Source organism: Marinobacter salexigens (genome assembly GCF_018860765.1).
GTDB classification, from domain to species: Bacteria; Pseudomonadota; Gammaproteobacteria; order Pseudomonadales; family Oleiphilaceae; genus Marinobacter; species Marinobacter salexigens_A.
Genome location: NZ_JAHKPV010000017.1, coordinates 64277 through 87044, shown reverse-complemented (window position 1 = coordinate 87044; position 22768 = coordinate 64277). Strand labels below are relative to the sequence as shown.

Annotated in this window: 13 protein-coding genes; 1 reads left to right on the top strand and 12 read right to left on the bottom strand. The window is 51.8% G+C overall.

Features of this window, described 5'->3' with window-relative positions; translation table 11 throughout:
- Nucleotides 1-36: 36 nt before the first annotated feature.
- The 9 genes from KO508_RS09390 to KO508_RS09350 all read right to left on the bottom strand — a co-directional run bounded on the left by KO508_RS09390 (nt 37) and on the right by KO508_RS09350 (nt 17764).
- Nucleotides 37-1320 carry a cytochrome c family protein gene (locus KO508_RS09390; protein WP_216008068.1) on the bottom strand — a complete coding sequence of 428 codons (1284 nt, stop codon included), beginning with the start codon at nt 1318-1320 and terminating at the stop codon, nt 37-39.
- Nucleotides 1321-1405: 85 nt separating this feature from the next.
- Nucleotides 1406-5155 (bottom strand): multiheme c-type cytochrome, encoded by a 3750-nt coding sequence (locus KO508_RS09385; RefSeq protein ID WP_216008067.1) that lies wholly within the window; start codon nt 5153-5155, stop codon nt 1406-1408.
- A gap of 29 nt (nt 5156-5184) precedes the next feature.
- Complete coding sequence (locus KO508_RS09380) at nt 5185-7032, bottom strand: hypothetical protein (RefSeq protein WP_216008066.1); 1848 nt, start codon at nt 7030-7032, stop codon at nt 5185-5187.
- A 2-nt stretch (nt 7033-7034) separates the two neighbouring features.
- Entirely contained in the window at nt 7035-9101 is a 2067-nt protein-coding gene (locus KO508_RS09375) for a heme-binding protein (RefSeq protein ID WP_216008065.1), read from the bottom strand.
- A complete protein-coding gene (locus KO508_RS09370) occupies nt 9088-10857 on the bottom strand; it encodes a cytochrome c3 family protein (RefSeq protein WP_216008064.1) in 1770 nt (589 codons plus the stop codon). Before KO508_RS09370 ends, KO508_RS09375 begins: the two co-directional genes overlap by 14 nt.
- 4 nt (nt 10858-10861) lie before the next feature.
- Nucleotides 10862-11755, bottom strand: coding sequence for a hypothetical protein (locus tag KO508_RS09365; protein WP_216008063.1), 894 nt, complete (start codon nt 11753-11755; stop codon nt 10862-10864).
- Complete coding sequence (locus KO508_RS09360) at nt 11752-14298, bottom strand: cyclic nucleotide-binding domain-containing protein (protein WP_216008062.1); 2547 nt, start codon at nt 14296-14298, stop codon at nt 11752-11754. Before KO508_RS09360 ends, KO508_RS09365 begins: the two co-directional genes overlap by 4 nt.
- A 14-nt stretch (nt 14299-14312) precedes the next feature.
- The gene (locus KO508_RS09355; protein ID WP_216008061.1) at nt 14313-15743 is read right to left on the bottom strand and encodes a serine/threonine protein kinase; all 1431 of its coding nucleotides are present in this window, start codon (nt 15741-15743) and stop codon (nt 14313-14315) included.
- 14 nt (nt 15744-15757) lie between these two features.
- Nucleotides 15758-17764: a caspase family protein gene (locus tag KO508_RS09350; protein WP_216008060.1), complete on the bottom strand. Its 2007-nt coding sequence runs from the start codon at nt 17762-17764 to the stop codon at nt 15758-15760.
- 451 nt (nt 17765-18215) lie between these two features.
- On the opposite strand from KO508_RS09350, the gene KO508_RS09345 reads away from it, so the two are divergent.
- A complete protein-coding gene (locus KO508_RS09345) occupies nt 18216-18767 on the top strand; it encodes a hypothetical protein (protein WP_216008059.1) in 552 nt (183 codons plus the stop codon).
- Here the strand turns inward: KO508_RS09345 and KO508_RS09340 are convergent.
- From KO508_RS09340 to ercA, 3 genes are read right to left on the bottom strand one after another with little or no spacing between them, the layout of a single operon-like run.
- Nucleotides 18764-19654 (bottom strand): DMT family transporter, encoded by an 891-nt coding sequence (locus KO508_RS09340; RefSeq protein WP_216008058.1) that lies wholly within the window; start codon nt 19652-19654, stop codon nt 18764-18766. The two genes, KO508_RS09345 and KO508_RS09340, sit on opposite strands and share 4 nt — an antisense overlap.
- Nucleotides 19655-19680: 26 nt before the next feature.
- The gene (locus KO508_RS09335) at nt 19681-21438 is read right to left on the bottom strand and encodes a PAS domain-containing hybrid sensor histidine kinase/response regulator (protein WP_216008057.1); all 1758 of its coding nucleotides are present in this window, start codon (nt 21436-21438) and stop codon (nt 19681-19683) included.
- Nucleotides 21422-22585 carry an alcohol dehydrogenase-like regulatory protein ErcA gene (gene ercA, locus KO508_RS09330; protein ID WP_216008056.1) on the bottom strand — a complete coding sequence of 388 codons (1164 nt, stop codon included), beginning with the start codon at nt 22583-22585 and terminating at the stop codon, nt 21422-21424. The genes KO508_RS09335 and ercA overlap by 17 nt, the downstream gene beginning before the upstream one ends.
- Nucleotides 22586-22768 lie beyond the last annotated feature (183 nt).

Here is a 22768-nt window from a genome sequence, read left to right as displayed (position 1 = left end):
GTCTCTTGTGGTCTTTTATGGTGTTCAAGCAGGCAGCTAAGGCAAAACTCTCGCTAATGCAGCACAGGCCGTGGCAAAACTCTTCGGCTTAAACTCGGTTTCGTCACCCAAGCTGGCAAACACTTTATCTAATTGAGTTGTTATCTTTTTCCGATCTCCTAAGGAGTAGGACAAAGATTCCAAAGCGAGAAATGCTTGCTCCGCGCTACTGTAATCGGCGTAACGGTCCCGTGCGCCGTTATCGGCAATGCTCTGGCGCAGCGCCTTTATGGTCTTGGGGCTTGGTGGCTTACGTTTAAGGTTAGCGGCCAACTCAACAAGCTGTAATCGCAAGGTTTCTGTTGCGGTACCTACCGCTTTGGGTTGGTTGTGCGCTCTGTGTAGATCCCGCATTGCACTGGCATATTTTTCGTAGCCAGCCGGTGCTGTAGCTTTAATAATTGCGGCCACCATATCAAAGCTGTGATCCATCAACCTTAGGCTACCCGTAGGCAGTTGGGAACTGAAATCATCAGGCCTGCCACGGCGGGGGCTCATACCTTGATGGCAACTATGGCAGTCGTATATAGACAGCTCTATCATGCCTCTACCCAAGCTTTTGCCAAGGTTATGGGTGTCGATCAGAGCGAGTTGCCGTGTGGCCATTTCCACTTGCCCTACAGCCCATAAATAGCCCACCGGGTGATCGCCTTTGCGGGCAATATAGTCTTCGTCTACTTGATAATGTGCGGGCTGATTAGCTGTAAATGTATCCAGCTCGAAGCTTAGACGCGGATGACCAGCTGCCATAATGGCGTGGGTGGCGAACTTGTCTTTGGTGCCCATATGACAAGATAGGCACAAGTCCGCGCGGGCTATCGGGTCGGACAAAGGGTAAAGCCCATTATCAAGATTATCTTGATGCGTAACATTCGGTTCGGTGTGGCTCCTTAGCCAATTTTCCGCACCTCCGTGGCAGCCTTCGCAGCCAACCCCATCGGTCAGCTGGAATTTAGGGCCACGCCTACCGCTAGGTACGTGGTCTGTGTGGCAATCGAGGCAGATAGTCGCATTCTGGGCGTTGGCTAACCCCAGTGCTTTCGCCATTGCTTTGGATTCGGGATTACTCAGTACACGGTAGGCTCGTGAGTGAAAATCCGTGGTAGACCAGAGTCGGTACTCATTAAGTTGCACATTACTGTTTGCCTGCGCGGACGTTTTACCGTGGCAAATAGAGGATGCACAGGTTGCGACACCCATATGCTTGTAGTCGTCGTTCTGAGGCAATGGTGCGGCGGTTGCCGGCGCCGCACTGAGCATCGCGCTCATGATCAACAACATCAATATTCTTGTTATTCGAATAAACCCGGCCATTGTTTGCTCTCAGTGGCGATAAAACTGCGAACGCAAAGTAAGGAGCCCTGCCCTAATCCTTTACGAACCACGGCTCTCCATTTTCATCGAGATAAAGCTTTTCCATCTCTTCCTTATTCAAGGGCCTTGAGCCTTTACGGCCAAACACCGCAATCTGGCCGCCGGTTTCATCCACTCCCCTATCCCGATCAAGACCTCGCGACAAACTCAGGGCTGGCGACGCTGTGGGGTAGCTGGCGATAAATTTCGGCACTGGTTCCGGGCTGAAGCCATAGAAGTTCGGCTGCAGCTCGGGCGAAGTGAGCTGAACAATCTGTAAGCCGTTTTTGCCATCGGCAACATAGGCAAACAGTGAAGCATTAGTAGCGCCAACAACCACATCCCGGCTGTCGCCCAAACGCCCGTCTGCATCATACTGCACGTGCAACTTGGGCTCCTCAGGGGATTCAATATCCACAATCAGCAAACCTTCTTTACCAGCGGCAATGTAAGCGTAGGTGCGAGACAGGTAGAGCTTTTGAGCATCTTTGATCGCAAGCCTTGCTTCAGAAACAAGTTTTGGCTTGTCTGGATGAGTTACATCAATTACCTGCAAGCCCTCCGCATTGGTGACAAACAGGTAGCGGAACTGCAAGGCACTGGCACGCACATCCTGCATGGGCACCACGGCGGCAACTGTGGGTTTGAGCGGGTCGTTTAGATCCAATATAACCATGCCTACATCAGCGGCCACATAAACATAGTTTCCGCCAATGGTGAGATGTTTTGCGCCCTTGAGCACATCGTTTTCATTCCACGTAAGTGCGCGCTTTAGCTGATTATTGGTGGGCTCTCCATCCATGAGCGTGTCAATATCCACCAGAATCAGACCTTCTTCTGTATCGGTGATCAGCGCGTAATTATAAATAGGAGCGAAAGGCTGCTCCTGATTGGTCTTTCGCATTAGCTCGCCAGTGTTTAATGACGGACGAATGGGTTGATTACTAGGCAGAGCCACGCAGCTCGCGTTTGCACTAGAGATTTGGGTGTCGTGACCGAGAGGGCTAGCTGGTGCGGTAATAATGCGCTGGGAGACACCTTTGTTGGCAATAGAGGCAATATCGTAAACACGGAAGCCGCTCTTGCCTTCGGCAACATAGAGATACTCGCCTCGCATTTGCACACACTGAGCCTTGCCCGAGCTGCGCGTATAGGCTGTTTTCAGGCGCTCATTATTGTCTTGGTGATCTTTAAACCAGTCCGGGTAGGCATAGCGGTGCAGATAGCTGCCAATCACCGCTTGCGGCTCATCCCACTCAGTGACTTCTACACCGGTAACATTGGATTCGGTGCCAAGCCAAGCGTAATAGCCAATGAAGTTAATGGAGTTAGTACCCATCACCAGCAGTTGCGACATGATGGCATTGTTGTCGTTGGCCTCAGCCAAATGGCAATTCGAACAGGTTTTGGTTTCCGTTTTGCGCGTGGTGTGGGGGAAATGAGGGTTAAATGCCTGTGAGCTGAAACCACTTGCCGCAATAGGTGGCTGCTGTATATAAATTTTTTCACGGTTGGCGTTTTCGGATGAAAGCACAAGGGCAGAAGATGAGCGCACGGGTGCGTATTTTCCGCCTTTGCCCGGAGAGTGCTTGCCCAACAAAAACATCTGGTCGCCAGCGACTTGCGGGTTATAGCTGGCAAAGTTGCGTGTTTCACCGCCCTCATAATGATGCCGCTCGGTCTTTTCGTTGGCTTTTATGGGTAGGTGGCAACCGCCGCAGGTGTTGGTCCACGAGGTATGGCACGCAAAACATTCCATCTTGTCGTTGGAATGGGCCAGATCTTCCATGGGTACGTCAACGCCGAAGTGCTGCACGGTTACGTCGTTACTCATGAGTTTGGCCCGAGCAGCCTTCTCGTTGTAGTCGGCGCTGCTTTTGCTAACGCTCTTTTTCACCAGACTAACTTTCCATTCCTTGTCTGGGTACATTATTGAGCGTTGGTACAGGTCGTTATTGATCCACTCAAACCGTCGCCGACCATCAGGTGTTCGCATCAACGACATATCGGTGCCACCTTCGAGCGCGGCTGGCCCCGAGGTAAACAGATTGGGGAGTTCCTGTGCAGTGCCGTGACAGTCTTTGCACCCGACTTCTACAGCCATAGCCACTTCACCATATAGGTATCCGTTTCCATGGTTGTCCTGTGAGAAGTGGCAGTCCGCGCAATGCATACCCGCGTCTAGGTGCGTAGACGTAAGATGAACCGCCTTTTTGAATTTTTCCGGGTCGTCATTGGTAACGATCTCACCGTTTTCATCCAGTAAATGCCCTTTTCGATCACGTTTGAATACAGCTCGGAAGTTCCAGCCATGGCCGTGGTAATCGGCAAACTGGGTATCCTGATATTGGTCATTGTTTTCCCAAACCTTCTTTAGGAAATCCAGATCCGCCCACTTCCCTCTTGGCGCTGCACCTTCGGGGTTGCGCTCCAGAACTTTTCTGCGTTCTTCAGCCGTTGGATATTGCTGTTTTTCCGGCCACATAAAAGGTGCGTCAGACTCGTAGTCCCACATGGTGTAGCCCAAAAAGGTGTTCATAAACATATTGGGCTGATGCATGTGGCAACTCATACACTGGCTGCTGGGTACGGCCCGGGTAAATTTGTGTTCCAAAGGATGGCCAGACTCGGCTTTGTTGATGGTGGGGTCTTTAGTGGCAGTTTTGCCATCGTGCCCGAACTGCGCGTACGGCCCCGAGTGAGCAACTTCACGATCGTTGGCGTATACCACATGGCAGGATGCGCACCCGGAGTGACGGTAGTCACCGGGCTGGTCATTCGTACCAATGAACCAGGTAAGTGGGTCATTCAGGCGGGTCTTGGTGATGTTCAGCAAAGGCACCGCAATCCTCTGCCCTGTTCCCGGCCCGCGGTTAGACTGTTTGAAATCTGGACGACCCGGCTCTTCCAAACGTTGAATCAATCCAGCCGCATTGGGTAACCCTGTTTCGGGAAACAGGGTTCCGATATTACGACCGCCATCCTCGAACACCCTGAATATATCGCCCGGTTTAACCGTTTCCCAAGCAGCCAGTGGCAGTAATTGCGGCACTATTCCCATCGCTGCCGCTTCATCTTTCAGGTCTTCGGGTATCTTTGGACCTTTCAGAACCGTTCCTACACCGTCACGGTTATAGGACTCGCCCATAATGGGATCTTTGTAGGGCAGAATACCGTTATTGTAGGAAGCCGCCGACCAAAACATTGCTGTGGTGCTGTGCAAACTGCGGGTTGACGCTTCAACAATCTCCTGATGGCAAGCTCCACAGGATTCATTAGCAACACGTAAATCCGAAGGGTTAATAAAGCGCACAAATTCCGGGCTTTCTTTATTTAATAGCGTGTAAGTACGCTCGGGATTTCGACTGGTGGGCCAAGCATCCGGATAGCGAGGTAAAACGTGAGCTTTTTGCATCGTGGATTTGTAGGTCAGGTTGCTCAGGTTGGCACCCTGAACTCCAGAGAATGTGACCTCTGGATTGCCTCCGTGGCAATCAACGCAGCCCAGCTTCACCGACTCGCTAACATGCATGTTCTTGGCATCGGAGTCTGTATGGCAACTTACGCATCCCGCGCTTTTAAGCTCCACATCATTATCACTTTGGGTAGCTGGTGCATGGGCCGCAGTTACGTACTGTCGATCAACTTTCTCATACTGGCTTGAACCATAAACCAGAGTACTCGCAGCCCCCAGCCCGAGCAGAACTGCCCCCATCACGAGCATGTTGCGAACAGCATCTAATCGCCAGAATCCATTTTGCATAAGAGCCGCCATTATTTTAGTTATTTGATTCAATAGGTTAAAACCAGGTTAAAAAGGAAGTAGTCAGGGCTTTCGTCCTCAAACAAAGACTTGAAGCCATCACCCGGTAGCAAACGGGAGTATGAGCCCCGCAGGATAATGTTCTGGCTATTGAGTGGCCGGTAAATTGCCGACAGTGATATGTCCTGCCCCAATGTCCGGTCAACCCCACCCTGATTGCGGGCGGTTTCCAAAACGGTGGTATCGTCAAACTGCAAGAGATTCCAATTGCCGCTAACGCGCAGCGTCGGTAGAACATCCGCATCAAAACCCAGCCCTGCCATACGCAAACCCGGGTTCGCAAAGTTGGCCTGACCCTGCTCTTTCGATGAGCGCAGTGAGGGTAAAATACCATTGCGCCCTGATAGAGCCACACGCCCACCGCCAATCAAGGGGACGGCTTGGCGAATCCAATAGCTGCTGTCTGATCCGGCAATCAACGGATTCTCAAATACAGCATCAAAACCCGTTGACTTGTCATCAAAAGGATCGTTGTCGCCGGAGGCATAGACAAAGGATGATCTCAGCCGAAACCAGTCGAAATCGATTGAAGGCTCCATTGCGAAAAAGAAAGCTTGAATATCTGTGCTGGCATCGCGAAAGGTGCCTACAGATTCATCGCCAAACGCATAATAGGCTTGGGCCGACAAATTAAGCCTGCCGATATGCCCATCAACCGCGTAGCCCAAATAAGTCACCTGATAACTGCGTGGTTTTTCCAAACCTATAGACGCGGGGCGGGCTACAAAGTCGTTATTATCGTAATAAAAGGCATCCTCATTGTTGCGGTTGTGCAGCACACTGAACTGAGAGATTAGACCTTTCTTGAACAAGTCCTGCCAATAGAGATTGGCGACGAAGATGTCGTCATCCCGTAGCGATTGGTCAACATCGTTCAGGCCGCTGTTGGTGTCTTTTTCCAGACGCCGGAACCAGCCTAAGTTGTACTGGAATATGTTATTACTTCGCGTTCCAAAGAGGCGAACCCCCACAGGGCTGTCGTTGAACAGAAAGCCACGGAAATCGTTAGTGAATGGCTGAATGCCCACTCGCACGCTGTCAAAATCATAGTTTGCCGACACATTCCGCAGGTGGTAATCCACGAAAGCACCCTGAATACCAATATGGCTGTCGCTGCGTGTTTTACCATCGTTGGGATTGGCATTTACCCCCTGCACTTCTTGCAGTTCTAGACGGTTGTAATTAACAACAGGAAGGAACCGAAATTCTAAATCGGGCGGCTTAAACGTCGTGTTGCCTTTGTAATAGACAAACTCCATCAGCAGGTTCTGATTATAGAACTGCTGCTCGCCGTCGCCGATCAAATCCAGTTTGCCGCCGTTTCCGGTACTGCTGCTACCTACTGGGGTTGGAACAGTGCGACTTTCGTAAACCGTATCCCAGATTCCTGTGAAGCTGAAAAACCAATCATCGTGTAGAGGCTTATCACCCTTAAGCAGGTTGCGGTTGTAGGGGTCCCACCAGCGCTCCTCATATAAGGAATCGACGATACGCCAACGATCGGGTACGGGAACCGAGGCTTGATAATCGCGCAACTGAGGGCGTGGTATGGGTGAAACTGGATTGGTGCGACGTTGCTGCGCTTGCCTGCGGATGATCGGGTCTTGTTGGCCATTGGACGTCGGGGCTTTGCCAGTTTTGGTCTGCTGAGAGTCGACACTCGGTGAACCAACTGTAGGAAGGCATTCTATTGCAGCCTGACCAGGCCGCCGGCGACGACCATCATTTTCTTCACAGTTCTGCGCGGCAGCCAGATCTGAAACCAGCATCAGCGTACCCAGCACGGTTAGCGAAGCGAAAAGCGAGTTAGGCTTCATGATCATTTACCTTTGCAGGGCTGTTGTTCGTCACTGCCCAGAAAAGGGGCCTGCGGACACTGGATGTAACGCAGCCGTGTTCCCTGCGGTGTTAGCGTATCGGCACGCATGTGCTCGGGCGCGTTGTTTATTGGATTTACACTTAACCGCGCATTGGCACGGTCGATGGCTAAAAACGCGATCATATCGTCTTGTTCTATGCCATCTCCGCTGACCCCGATGCCTCCTACGAGTACATTGCCGCGATAAATCGGCGCACTACCGGGAAAGATCTGAATGCCATTGGCCAACCGTTTGTGGGTGAAGCCAACTGTAGAAAAGGTACCCAAGCTTGCATGAGTAACGCCTCCACAGCTTTGCGGGGTGTCCGTAACAATGGCGCCAGCAGCAAAAAGCACATGCTGGATGACGCCGTTAATGACCAGATCTAACTGTAAACCCGTAGAAAACGGGCTCCACTTACCTGAAGGTTTGCTGAACGGGCCGGGGTCTGCGGTATCTATGCCATCCGGGAAGAAGGGGCGAGACAAATTACCACCAGCCCGATCGGAAAACGCCACGGCGCCATCGGTTAATGCTGTAGGTAAGCCAAGAAAACTTTGCACGGAGGTTACATAATCGCCTAGGTCGATGGTGTCGACCGTATTCAGCCCGCCAACCAAACTGATATACCGGGCATCCATTCCGGGTGTAGCAAGCGTGTTAGCCGCGGCACCGGATGAAAACAGAGCTGCTGTCCGGGCTTTTTGGAGGGATACATCGGAACCAAATACGGGCGCATCTCGGCTGCGCAGCATGCCCAATATGTTTCCATCAGTGTCTACCACGCTAATGGTGACCCGCGCTTGGCTGCCATGGGGCCGGCGTATTTGGGCGCGGGCTTGATTGGCCACCCGCAACGCCTCCTGCATTAACACTTCCACCTCGCTCGCCAGAAGTCTATCGGCCACAGGCTGCGCGCCTGCAGTGGCCGGATAACGATTGTTATTGGCCGCATCTACAAACACATAACCGTCGTCACCCACATAAGGCGCTTCATCCGATTTGGCACTATCTGCGGCACGAATGCCGGAAGCAGGTGAACCAAACACCAAGCCGGGTTGAATGGTGGCACCGGTGTATCCTGTTACCGCAACTAACTGCCCGTTGGCTGGTGGAAAAGAGGGAGCACTGCCGGGGTTACTCTGCAACTCGCTGGCATCTCCATCAAGGAAGCGGAGGGTTTTGCCCTCAATAGCAATCCGGTTGGCTCGCCGCTCGACGGGCGCAACAAAACCAAAGCTTGCAGCCAGAGCAATCAGCTCGTCCACATTAGCGTTTTGGTTACTCCGGTCATTATCAATAACATTGCGATCAAAGCTATAGAGATCATCGGCGATCACGCCAACACCGCCAATGACCGTTCCATTTTTATAAAGGGGCAATCCACCGGGATCTGCAGACAAACCAAGGGGCGAACGATGAGGGCCGATGGACGGGCCAAAACTGTTGAACCGCTGGCTAAAGTCCGAGCATGCAAGCTGGCTGAATTGCACACCAAATAGCGGGCCTGCAGGTTGAAAGAACTCGCCGGGATTAAAATGCTCTTGAACAATTTGGCTGGCAGTGCGGGTAGAGAAGGCATTACCTTCGGAGGACAAATAAGCACCAGTGATGGCTTTCGCAATGGCTGCAAGACCGTCTATTCCAGCCTCGATTCCTTCCAGTCCGCCCATGATCTCGGAGCCGCCAGAACCATCCGGAGAACTGGCGATCAATACGTCACGTGGCATTCCGGTAGTGCCGGTGCGCCAAACCCCTAGAACGTTGCCAACACGGTCAACCACCGCCAGAGTAGCATCGGTGCCGCGCGCATCGGCTTCAGCTACGCCCTGAGCGATCACAGTTTCCACGTCGTTAATAGTTAGGCGGACATTGTCGGGATTGCCACCTCGCTCGGTGTTAACGCAGGATCCGTCGCAACCTCCAAGCGGCACAGCCCCTGCTGCCGGATCAAGTTCACCGGAGCCACCGCCACATGCGGTAAGCAGGAAGGACAGTAAAACACTTAAGCGCTTAAGGCTGGTCATGAATTGCTCCTTGCATTAATTCACCTATGCCTCCAATACCCTCAGGGGCACTGTGTCTATGATAAGCGTGGCACGAAATACAGGTTAGCGCCACTCGACCTGCCTGAGCACGGCTATCATGACAGTCGACGCACTGCGCTATGTTAGGCATAAGAATATCGCTGCTCTCGGCGGAGGTCGTTGCACTGTGACAGCTTGAGCAAACCTCATCGCCGGATTGATCCCATTGTGTTAGATGACTTTGATGATCAAAGCGCGCATCGGCATACCAATCGTGGTTGATCTTCACCGGCAACACCTCCCAACGTTCGGAGCCTTCAGCATTTTCTTGTTCGGAGATTTCATGGCAAGTAACGCAGCCACGTTGAGAAAACTGCCTACCGGTTTCACGCAGGGCCTGCTGTTTGGCACATTGGTAATCCTGATCGCAGTCCTCTTCCGTAAACGTACGCCCTGGAACGCGCCTCCGCTCGAATCCGACGAGTGTGTCCGGGCTAAATGCGAGCTTTACGAAATGCGCCTCCAGCGCATCGTATACCTCCTCGGGCGCACCGTGGGGCAGCTGTTTTTGGGGAGTGCGCGGATCAAAGCTCAAGTCGTGGCAGCTGGCGCAGCTTGCTTCCATGCTGATTGGCTCAAAGTGTTCCCGGTCCGAACTCAGCGTGTGGCAATCCATGCACTGCAGAGCATCGCCGCGGCGAGCGTGTTTCACCGACTCCACATCGAGATGAGTATTATGGGGGAATTTCAGATGGCTTGTTTCTTTAACGGCTGCTATCCGGGATTCAGGGCCGTCACTCGCCTGAGGTCTTAATTTCTCAAGTTGCCAATCAATTGCCAGAAGACCGTTTTGACGTGTCACCTCAGGACGTAAAAGACTAAGGGCAAACTCCGGATGAGAATCCTGATTGAAGCCCTTTACCGACGGTTTCATCTGTTGATGACAGTCCAAACACAAACCTTCATTGCGGGCCACTAGGCTTGCTGGCTCGTTGTGCTCTTTGTGGCAATTTTGGCAAGCAAACTCATCAAGAGCGGCCACCCATCCAGCGGTCTCGGCCGGATGCTCTGCGGGCATCACATGATCCCCCAACTCAACGTGGCATTGCTGGCAAGCGTTGTCTTTTACTTGGACAAAAGGCGTTTGATGGCATGCGGCGCAGTTGTTGCCGGTAGTTAGCTCATGCGCCGACAATAGCGGCCCCGAAAGCCATAATTTATGGAAAGCCATGTTATCGTTAGCCAGTTCATTGGCGGCTTGAACAGCGGGCTTATCCGCCTGCCAAATATCGCTTAACAATGGCGACAGCCCCACCAACAACACCAGCACAAACAATACCCAGGATGCTATGCGCGGGCTAAATCCGAGTTGTGATACGGAGGTGCGATAAGCGTCGGAAAGAGCCCCCTCTGGCATTTCAACAAACTGCCACTCCAACGCAAGATCAAACCCCGCTGGGGCTTCAGCGCAGACAAATGTCTGTGCGCCAATACGAATCTCATCCCCGGGCTTTAACTCGGCCTGTTTCTGAATTTTACCGTTAATGATAAAGGACTGGCCCTTTGCGGCCACTAGGCGCAACTTATCGCCGCTTTTGGTCAAGCGGGCGTGTTCGGGTGCAATTCCTTTGTCCAAGAGCTGAATGTCACTCTTTTGCGAGCGACCGATCACAATGCTGTCCCGCGTCAGCTCGCTATCAGCATACTCTGGTAAGCCGCTGCTATCGTAGGTGATTTGTCTCAAAAGCAGTTGCATGGGGTTACCAGTAATAGAAAACAGACAGGATGTGAATGGCCAACGCAGCTAGAAGTGCAATGGTGAACGGGACATGAACCCACAACCAAACCTTTAGACGTGCGTCGAATTTAATATCTTGTCGCAATTGCCGGGATAGGGTCTGGCGTCGGCAAACCACTTCCAGCAGGCTTTGTATATTCTCGGCTTCACCCTGCTTGCGTGCACGGGGAATGCATTTGGCGACATAATCGATAATGGCTTGTTGGTCCCGATTTGATACCGGCTTGCGCTGAACACCGCCTTTTTTATCTTCTTCGATCAACACAACGGTTGAGCCATCACGGCCTAGTAGTTGGTCCAGAAAACCACCGCCTATAGCCGTTCGGTCGATAGCAGTATCAACGGCGCTGGCCAAATTGGGATGGCAGCGTTTGGCCAAGGCCCGGCCTTTTTGGTTCAAGTCGTTAAGCTCTGAAAAGAGTTGGCGCTGCGACTGGTTACGACGGTTTCTCGCCATAAGGTGCGGGTAACGCCGATAGAAATATAAGCCTATGAAACCCGAGAAAATCACCACACACATCAACACATAGGCAAGGCTATGAACGTTCAATCCAATCTGCAGTGCTGAATGCAAACTCACAACAATCAACAAAGACGCGCCCAGGTAAACATGGGCAGAGGTCCATGCCTGTACGTTACTTTTTCCGTAACGCCGCTTAACAATGCCCAATGCGGTTAACCAGACAATCAACGCCAAACCAATACTCCCCAATACATACCCTTGCCACGTACCTCCATTGGGGGGCTGGAAATCGCTATGCGAGGCAAAGAGCACAATCGCAGCAAGAATTAACAGTAGCGCCCACCAGCCATAGCGCCCTTTGCGATATTCCAGTATGGATTGATGCAGATTCATTGTTTTGCCACCAGTTTAACCAGATGCTCTGGAGCCAGCCGCGCTGCCGCGCCGGTGGGACACGCATTGACACAAGCCGGACCATTGGCGAAGTTCATGCAGGCATCGCACTTCACTGCTTTTTTGCCTGAACCTGAAGCCCCCTGATCTGCGACCTCCCGATCGATACTCAACGTGTCGGGTGCCCCCTTGAGCAGCCAACTAAATAGCGATTGTCTTGGCTGGGGCGTGTGGGCAAGCTGAATGGCATCATAGGGGCAATGGGTGACGCAGTTGCCGCAACCGATGCAGCTGTCATCAATAAACACCTCACCGGATTCAGCCCGATGAATGGCATCCGGTGGGCAGTCCTTCATGCAATGAGGGTGCTCACAGTGCCTACAGGAGATGGCAAGGTGCATCTGCGCAAACGATGGTCCTTCCGAGCGATTCAAGCGGGAAATGCCGTCATGGGTGTCGGCGCAGGCCTTCTCGCAATGGTCGCAGCCGATGCAAAGGCTCTCATCAATCACCATGGCGTTGGTGGCCTCGCCCATGCCCTCGTCCATCATAAATCCGATTAACGAGCCCTTATCTGCCTGAGCTTGCATGGTGGTGTAGGTTCTAGCGTGCTTGCTGGCGCGCGCTTGTAATTGGGAGATACTGCTGGAATCAAGATTAACCAGCTTCATAAAACTGTCGCGATGCAACACGATGGTTTCTGTCAACACAGACGCTATTGCTGTGTGCCTGCGCACGGGCTCGCCCATCAGGGCCATCTCCCCTACCAGCTCATCCGCCTGTAGCTGCGCAACCACCAGATCACCCTCGTCACTGCTGCGCTGAAGCGTTACGGCGCCCCGGCGAATAACATGCAGGCAGTCGCCTTGTTCGTCTTGACGAAAAAGCGGCTCGCCCGCTTGGTAAGTGTTCAATTGAGTGGTTTGGGCTATCTCCCGCAATTCACCGGGGGAAAGCTCCGGCGCAAAATGTTTCTGCAGCGCACGTACGGTGAAAATCCAGTCAATGCCGCAGCGCACCTGATCGTTGCTGTTCAACAGCTTGATCATGGTCCTGCGCGGGGTCTCCACCAACACACAATCACTGCCGGCAACCGCGGTGTATTCTCGGGGACGACCGGATACAAGGCTGTCTTCACCAAAAAACTGACCGCGCTCCAAACGTACCGGGGTTGCACTTTGCTCATGACGCTCAAGAATGACTTCGCCATCAACAATCATAAAGAAGGTGTTGGTATAGTCACCACGTCGAAAGATGGACTCTCCCGCGCGAATGAGCTTACCGGTCTTAGGTGATGGTTGACGCTGCGCTGCAGCTTCAGCCAACTGCGCGGCCTGTTGTTTTGTGCTCTCGAATGATGGCCCTTCAAGCGCCACCCATATACTGCTTTCGATAATCAGTTGGCGAAATACCAATACATTCAACTGACTGAACATAGGAATTCGTTGCTGAAACAGATCCAACAACTCATTAGGTGGGCGGCGGTATGGCAAAAGGCCAAACTGGAATTCGAGCAGTTCGTGATCAGCGGGTTTTATATCGTTACCGTGGATGTACTCCACCACATCGTAGCCTTGATTCATGGCCTGTTTGATCAGCGGGTAACCAGCCAGAGAACCAACCACGTAAATGCCGGGTACAGACGACTCATACTGTCCATTCAGAGTTGGCGCAGCGTCAACCGCCTCACTGCTGAACTCAATTCCGATGCTTTCAATAAATTTACGCGGCGGGAAGCCACCTAAGCGGGCAATAATGCGATCACAGGCGAGCACTTTACGGCCCGTTGGCGTTTCCACTGCGAAATTTACACCGTTGTCTCCAGCTTCCAGAGCGGCCGGGTTGGTTTCGTAAAGGCAGTCCAGAGTTGTGCGTCGGTCATTTATCGCTTGTAGGATAGCGTTAAGGTTTGCTTCTTTGGCCCGGGAAAATTCAGCGCGGCGGTTTATGACGGTGACATGATTTCTTTTGCTCAATGCCAGAGCATTTTCCAATGCCGAATCACCAGCACCCACTACCACAATTCGCTCGCCGTCGAATTCCTCAGGGTCATCCAACGTGTATTGAACGCGGTCGGCCAACGCGGAATCGCCTTCGCCTGATATGTTGAGTTTGCGTGGATTACCTTCCAAACCAATGGCTAGGATAACAACGTCTGCCGTAACAACATCTCCATTGGCTAATGCCAGACTGAAGTTACCCCGCTCACCGGTAATGGCTTGAACTTCGGCCTGATACCTTACATTGATACCGTTACGTGCTATGTCCTTTTGCCACTGTGCAAGGATTGCTTCGCGTGAGCCTGCACCAAATTCGCAATCGCTACGCAGGTGCAAAAACCCAGGTTCAGCCATTACAAACTTACCTTTCTGGTAGCGTTGAATGGTTTTTGCGGGCTGACTAAAACTTTCCAGCAAGATATGCGTCGGCTCGGAGATTTCTCCAGCTTCCATCCGGATACGGTCGCGCTGAGCGGCCCGCGCAGCCGCACTCAAGCCCGCTGGCCCCGAACCAATAACGGCTATATGAACATGTTGCGCCATCGCGCATGTCCTCGCTAGTTGTTATTATTTTCCAATACTTCGTTGCCTAAACGGTCAAGCTCATCCCTCAATGCGCGAAACTGAGCGTTGTCAGGAAAAGCCTCCAAGCCTGCTTTCAGATGAGCGTCGAGCGTTTTAAAATCCTTCTGGCGATAGTAAGCCTGCGCTTGCTTTTCAAGCTTGTCTTCCATCTTAAGCAACCCGGCCCGGGCGCGCGGATTGCCCGGATCCAACTCGAATACCGTGTTGTAGACGTAATAGGCACTGCTACCGGATGGGAAAACCAGCCTGTTCGCGCTTTCGTGCATGTTGGCCACCCTAAGTAGCTTTTCCACTTTTTCCTGTGTTGCAGGGGAAAGATCAGTGGCAAAGGGCTGAACGTTTACCCGTTGGGCAGGCGCCACTTCATCCTTACCGGAGAGGGTGTAAAAGCCAATACCGCCAGTGAGCAAAAGGGCCGCGGCAACCCCGCTTAAGAGCGCCATGGGTGGTCGGCGTTTCCCTTTTGCGTTTAGCTTTGTATCCTTGCCGCTTAGTTCCGGTTGCGTAACCAGAAGAGTTTCTTCACCAGAGGCCACCTCACTCCCTTGAGGTGCACTCTTGCTCCCCTGCTTGAAAGGCTCCAAAGCCCGCGCGAATTCCGCAGCACTTTGAAACCGATCGTCAGGTGACTTGGCTAGGGCCTTTGCCATTACGGCATCTAGAGATTTAGGCAAGGAGGGATTAAATACAGAAGGCGGCTCAGGATTACTCTGAACCAGCTTCATCATGGTGGCATGGACGCTGTTGCCGCTAAAGGCTTTTTCGCCCGTCAGTAACTCATAAAGCACCACCGCAATCGAAAACAAATCGCTGCGAGAATCCATAACCTGCCCGGAACACTGCTCGGGTGACATGTAATTTGGCGTACCCATTACAGCGCCGGTTTGTGTCAGACTACTGTTATCGACCCTAGCAATGCCGAAATCGGCGATTTTTATATGTCCGTCTTCGGTTAAAAAGATATTGGCGGGTTTGACATCTCGATGAATAATACCGAGCTTATGGGTGTACTCGAACGCATCCAGAACTTGACAAGCGATATCGATGGTTTTGGTTAGTGGGAAACGTGTCCCACTCGCCAGATAGGCTTGTAAGTCCTGCCCATCTACAAACTCCATCACGAAATAGGGTTCGATTGCACCCTTGTCATCCGTTGCTTCGTCGGTGTCGAATATCCCTACAATGTTGGGGTGGCTAAGCTTGCCAACCGCGCGAATTTCCCGACTAAAGCGCTGCCGCAACTCTTCGCCTTCTGCGCCCTGCAGCAAGTGTGCGTGAATAGTTTTGATAGCCACCCGACGGCCGATGGCGGAGTCGTAACAAGCGTAAACAACGCCCATTGCTCCCTCGCCTAAAACCTCTTCAACTTTATACTTGGCGAAGCTTTCTCGCACTTGTGTCATAACAAAAAGACCGATTAGATGGAGTCAACTGGCTTTAGAAAAAACTCACCACCTTCATGGCCTGCATGTTTAATGGGTGCATATTCCGGCACCTGGGCCTGATTGATACGCGCCATCGAAACCCGCATCTGACGCATTACCTGCCGGTAGAGGCTATGCCCCTCAAGCAAAGTATTATTCTCGTTCAGTACTGATAAAAAGGCTTTGGCAAACACCGAATGTTCCCCTCCGCCAATATCCAATACCGGACGTACCCCCCCGGAAGTTAGCACTGTACGGGCGTTTACTTCACTCATAGCAGCCACCCACTCCGCACTGGGCTGGATTTGTCCTTCAGCGCCGCCCGCCGCTAGATTGGTCTGCCCTAGAGTGCCGGAATAGCAAGAGTCTGCAATCACCATGATATGACGCGCCGGGATGGCGTTAATGATATCCGTAATGGCAATGTTGGAAATCCAGTTGGTGCGGCGCTCCGGATCAGCATCAACAGGCAGCCAATAGCCACGATCATTCACCCTGTCGATCTCGCCATGACCTGCGTAGTAAATCAGCAAATTATCATCGGCCGTCATGGTTCGGCGCATTTCATCAAGACTGCTCAAAATCTCGTAACGGTTGGCATTGAGCAGCACAGTGGTTTGGAAGCCATAGCGCTCGCGCAGAACTCGGTCAGTTGCTTGGGCATCGGCTACGGCAGTGCTTAGGCTCGGAATGCCTTGATAACTGTTGTTGCCAATGATTAGCGCCCTGTAGCGACCCACTTTGAGATCAGTACTCTGGATGAGCGCTGCCTCCTTGTTAGGCGTTTGGTCGGAAAATATCGTGAACGAATAGTCAACTTTCTGACCCAGCTTATCGATGGCAACGATATCTACGGGCGTAATGCTTCCCTGAAGCGGAACATTGGCCCAAAACATACTAAATTCGTCCAGCTCGTGGAGTGAGTTATTGATAAGCAGTTCTTCAAGGCCTCCCGGCACATTAATTTTGCCAAAGATTTCCTTCTCTTTTACGGACTCCTCAACCACCGCACCACGCACGCCGCGGGTAATACTCATGGGCGGGTCGATGAGCTGAATGCTCATGCGGCCCTGATTCAGCTCAGCAGAGGCCAGCTGCAGGGTGTTGTCTTCTATCTCTTTTTCGAGACTTTTTTCCTTCGACTGAAAGTCTCGCAGAGCTTTTTCTCCAGCTGAAAGCTGTTGTTCGTAATCCGTGATCTCCGCTTGCAGTTGTTGTTCCATGGCCGGATCTACGCCATCGCTTTGCTCGGATTGGGCTAAACGCAGCTCCAGTTCTTTGCTGCGTTTTTGAGCACGTGCCAGTGCTAGCTCTTGATCAAGGTTATTCATCTGGTCGCGAACTGAGGCCATTTCTTCTTGTAAACGCAGGTTTTTCTGCTGCTCGGCTTCAAGTTCGCGTTGCAGTTTGGCGAGCTGATCCTGAGAGACACGAGCCACTTCAATGGTTGAAGCGAATTCCAAGTTATCGTTCTCGATGCCCGAAGCGTTGCGATATAGGTTCAGCGCCTTGGCAGAATCTTGTGCCACCCCCAAGCCTTTCTCATACAAATAGCCTAGGTTAATTTGCGCCTCTGAAAAGCCCTGCTCGGCGGACTTCTCATACCAATAGGCCGCAGTTTTGTAATCTTCTTTAAGGCCTAAACCTTTTTCATAAATCTGGCCAACATAGTTCTGGGCCTCGGGATCGCCAGCTTCGGCCTGAGGCAACCACACCTTGAGTGCTGTTCGGTAGTCAGCCCTATCGTAGGCTACGTATTCACCACCACGGATTTCGCAGTCAACTGCACTGGTTTTTACAGGGCGTCGTGCGGCAGCATAGGCAAAGCTACTGCCTAATTTTCGTACTTGAGGTGGTAGAAGACAATCGACAATCAGCAGTTTGTCGGCATCGTCTGGCACTGCGACAGTGTGATCCACATGTGCACAAGAGCTGAGGAATATGGCGCTGGTTATACTTGCAACCACTGCTGTGACAGACAATTTTTTGTTGATAGGCATTCTAATCTCCGTTGTCCCTAACTTGGCGCCAATACAGTGTATGTGTACTCTGCTGGAATGCTGGTAGTCGTGTCGTGAAGCTCTTTCCACTTTCACATTGCCGATTCAACTAACTGGCATTCACTTGGCTCGTTTTTAGTATAGTCACCAAATGCATTTACGACACTTCCTCACTATAACTTGCTTGTGCTCCATACTTGGCTGCACGTCCTTTACTTACGAGCGCTTGCTGCGTGAGGGAAAAATCACCGACACTCGTATTCACTCCGGTCATTTTGAGCACCGTGTATTTAAGTCTACGCTATTTGTTCCAGAAAGGATCAAAACTCCACTATATCTCTATATAGGCGGCGACGGGCGACCGTGGCGAACATTCAGAGAAGTGGCTAGCAACCCCACATCAGAACATTCAATTGTGCTTAAAAGCATGTTGCAGACTGAGCCAAATTCTATGTATATCGGCCGTCCCTGCTACTACCAAGTGGCGGATGCGCGGTGTCAGGGCTCTTGGTGGACACATGATCGCTACCACCCGGATGTTGTTAATAGCTTGTTGAAGGTAGTCGAGCAGTTGTCAGAAAGCCATAAAGAACTTTGGCTTATAGGATACAGCGGGGGCGGCGCTCTAGCTGTTTTGGTGGGGCGCAGGCTGAACCGACCTGTGAATGTGGTTACAGTGAACGCCAATTTGGACCATCAGGCTTGGACCGTTCATCATCAATATTCTCCCCTGACTGGCTCGCTCAATCCCATTCGCGATCTAAAGCGCAATCCAGACATGCGAGAGCTGCATTGGCATGCCAACCACGATCGAACCATTTTGCCGGAATGGATAGTCGCTTATTGCGAGAAGACACATACCCTCTGCTTGCCTTTCGAGGGCAACCATACGAGCTGGCCTTCTCTATGGCCATCGATGCTGCACTGCAGTCAGAACGTTTTCAGGCAAAGTAAAAACAGTGTTCAGACTTTACCAGTGCCAGAGAACTGCCTCAGGCCTTAACCTGCTTCTGCGGCCAGCCGCGCAGACCAACGTGATGCCCGCTCAGACAACACAGCCTGAGCCACTCCAGAAACGATAATCAACCCACAGCCAGACAATTGCAAAGCATTCAGACTTTGACCAAATAGAACCCACCCCAATGCAACAACCGTAATAGGCTCCAAATAAGCCAGAGTGCCATAGGTGGCTGCCGGGAGAGCTTTTAACGCAACCACTGCAAGCATTATGGCGAGAAACCCAGGGATAACGCCTGCTGTAACCAACCAGCCCCACTGTGCCCCACCAATACTGTCATTTTGTTGTAGCATAAAAGGCAACATACATAGGGCACCGACTAACATTTGAAAGCCGCTACGGGTCAATACGTGTACCCGCTCATGAATTAACCGGTTAGTCACGATGAATGCTGCATAACAAAGCATGGCACACAGCGCGTAAAAGAGGCCGACAACCTCCTCCCCTCGCCCTGAAAGATTAAAGTTGAATTCCATCATCATGGCGAAACCAAACAAGGCCGCAACTATCAGGGCCGCACTACTTCCCGAGAGGCGCTCTCCCATACAGAAGTGGGCAATAATAGATGCGGTTACAGGTGCCAAATACAGCAACATTACAGCATTCGCCATGCTGGTATAGTTCATGGCGACGATATAAAAAACCACGAATCCAGCTAAAAATGCGCCGGTAATCAAAACTTTTATTCCGGGCCAAACACATATTTTTGCCTTTTGGCCTGTCGCAAGAAGGAAGCTACCCATTAAAACCGCCCCTATGAAAAGACGATAAAAGGTTACCGTTTCGGCGCTAACATCGGCGTAGATAGAAATTGCACCAATGGTGCCCATGAAAACTGCCGCAAAAATGGCAGCCAGAACATGTAAATTCATTCGTTTGAAGGTCCTTAGACAGTGTGCTAGCCAGACGCTAACAAGCTCGACAACAGTGCTCGCAAACGATTGGGCTTCACCGGCTTATTGAGAATAGGCAGTTCCTGAAGCCGCATCATTTGTCGCGTTTCTACACTGTGGTCGGCGGTGATCAAAGCTGCGGGTATTTTCTGCCCCAACATGTTGCGGATGGCGTGAATTGCATCAGAGCCCAGTTGCTCATGATCAAGATGATAGTCGGCCAGAATGGCTACCGGATTCTCGTTTGTGGTGTCCAAATATGCAAGAGCAGCGTCGCTATTTGGAGCTGTAATAACCGAACAACTCCAACGCTCAAGTAATAGCTTCATGCTTTCCAGTACGGAAAGATCATTATCGATAACTAGAATTTTTGCGCCAGAGAACCCTTTGGCGAAAATTTGTGCAGTATTAATCGTCGGTTTCGACTCTTGCGGCTCTCGGTTCCCTTCCATCGGAAGCGTCAACGCAAATCGAGAGCCTCGCCCCAGGCGGGAAACCACATCCATTTCGCATTCAAGCACTCGAACCATTCGATCCACTATGGCCAGCCCAAGCCCTGCGCCCTGCCGGCCACCGGTGCCCTGTGGTAAAAGCTGGTGAAATTCAGTGAAGATCTCTTCCAGCTTACTTTCCTCGATGCCCACTCCGGTATCCCACACTTCAATTCGAAGGGTATTGGACCTTGATCTCAGTGCAAGCAAAATCCGACCTCTCGGCGTATACCGAAAGGCATTGCTGAGCAGGTTTCGTATCACTCTGGTCAGCATTCTCTGATCGGTTTTAACCATGGCTGGTATCGTACGAATGCGAAACTTCAGCCCGGCATTGGCTGCAATTGCCTCGAACTCTTCTCCCAACCCCTCAACCAGCGCCGCAACATCGGTCATAACCCAATCAGGCACCATGGCTTGCTGATCAAGCTTCGATATATCCAGCAGGTCTGCCAGCAAGTCCTCTGCCCCTTCGAGAGCCCGGTGAACTTGTTGGACCATTCGGGTCTCTTCAGAAGGCAACTGGCTTTCCTGAAGAGCAGAGATCATAAGGCGGGCGGCATTCAGCGGTTGCAGCAAATCATGGCTGGCTGCGGCCAGATACTTGTCTTTGCTGCGGTTCGCATCCTGGGCAGCCTTTACTGCAACCACCAGCCCGCGCTCTGCCTTTTCCCGCTCTTCAATTTGATAGTGCAAGCCATCATTGGCCTGCTGCAAGGCTGCCGTGCGCTCATCCACTCTGCGCTCAAGGTCTGCATTCAACTGCACAAGTTTTGCGCGGGACTGTACTCGCTCACTGATATCGGCAACAAAGGCTTCAACCACTTCCGGCCCCAAGTCAGGCTGCCGAAGCAAAGTAATTGCCACATGCACCGGGGTTGAATCTGCTCGCATTAATCGGGTTTCCCGTGCACTCAGGCTGCCATGGTCAAGCAATTCCTGCCGGAGGGTGTCGAACTCACTGGCGCTGCAGAAAAGTTGCTCCCTAAGGCGTATTACGCGCTGCTGCAGGTCCTCCGGGTTATCATAGCCACAAATTTTTGCCATAGCCGGATTACAGGCCAGAAACCCTGCCCTCAAGTTGCCCTGAAACACACCGTGCAAGGCGTTTTCAAACAACCACTTATACCGGTTTCGCTCCTGTTCAAGTTCTTCAATACGATCCTGAAGCGCCGGGTAATAGTTCTTTCTGACGGATTGGCTGCCAAACCCCAGCAACTCCCCAATACCGTATCCGCCAGCTTGCGAATGCTCGTCAGAGGGCTTCTTCATAAACCACCTGAACATCTCTCAAGGATGACTTACGGGGGTTGGTTAGTATGCAAGGGTCCTGAAGAGCAAATCCGGAAAGGTGTGGTATGTCAGATACGCTAACGCCAAAATTAGCCAGACTTTCATGCAGGCCAACTTTGTGTTTGAGCTGGATAATACGATTCATCAGGTGTTTTTGGATTTCCGGTTTGCCCATTCCTCGGGTATCAATATCCATAGCCTCAGCGACACGTTTGAATCTGTCTTCCGCAGATCGATAGTTGTAAGCCACCACGTGTTCAAGCAGCAACGCATTGCAAAGGCCGTGGGGCAAATCAAGAAAGCCACCCAGACTGTGAGACATGGCGTGAACGGCGCCGAGTATTGCGTTGGAAAACGCCAGCCCTGCTTGCATGGATGCCAGCATAATCTGCTCACGCAAGAATGGATCAGCTGTGTTCTCAACCAAGGGTTCGAGGTTACGGTTGATCAACCGAATAGCTTCCAGTGCATGGGAGTCTGTTAAAGGGCCGCTACCCGTGGATACAAACGCTTCAATTGCATGTACCAGTGCGTCCACACCGGTGCAGGCTGTCAGGTATCCGTTCATGGTTTCAGTGACTTCCGGGTCAATCAATGACACGTCCGGCACCACGGCTTTGCTGATTATCGAGAATTTAAAACGGCGGTTAGGATCAGAAATGATGGCAAATTGAGATACATCAGCTGACGTGCCAGCAGTCGTCGGAATAAGGATTAGCGGCGGAGGCGGGTTAGAAATAGTGTCTACGCCCTCAAAATCGAGAATATGCCCACCATTGCTGGCAATAATCCCGATTCCTTTCGCGCAATCCATCGGGCTGCCGCCGCCAATGGCAACGATGACATCACAGTCGGAAGATTTGTAAAGCTCGGCACCGGCCATCACCTCATCTACTCGAGGGTTGGCAGACACCCCGGTGAACACCGTTGTGCGCAAGCCTGCATCGGTTAATAAGGTGGCAATTTCACCCACCCAACCTGCACCAGCAACACCGGGATCTGAAACAAGAAATACGTGCTTTGCCCCAAGATTGCTTGCAAAGTTCGCAACAGACTTGCGAGCTCCTGCGCCGAATACAATTTCAGGCGAAACGAATTTTCTCAAAACGGATATGTCGTGGCTCATAGGTTTGCTCACTATTATGTTTTTTCTTATTGAAGTGAGCGAGAGTTTAACCCAGTTTGCCTAATGCTTCATGGGCTTTAAGGGAGCCGCTTGCACGCTGAAACATTACCGGCTGAAAAGGATAAAAAGGGCCCATTAAAGGGCCAAAAGTGCAGGACACAATAGTGAACATCTTCAGAGAAA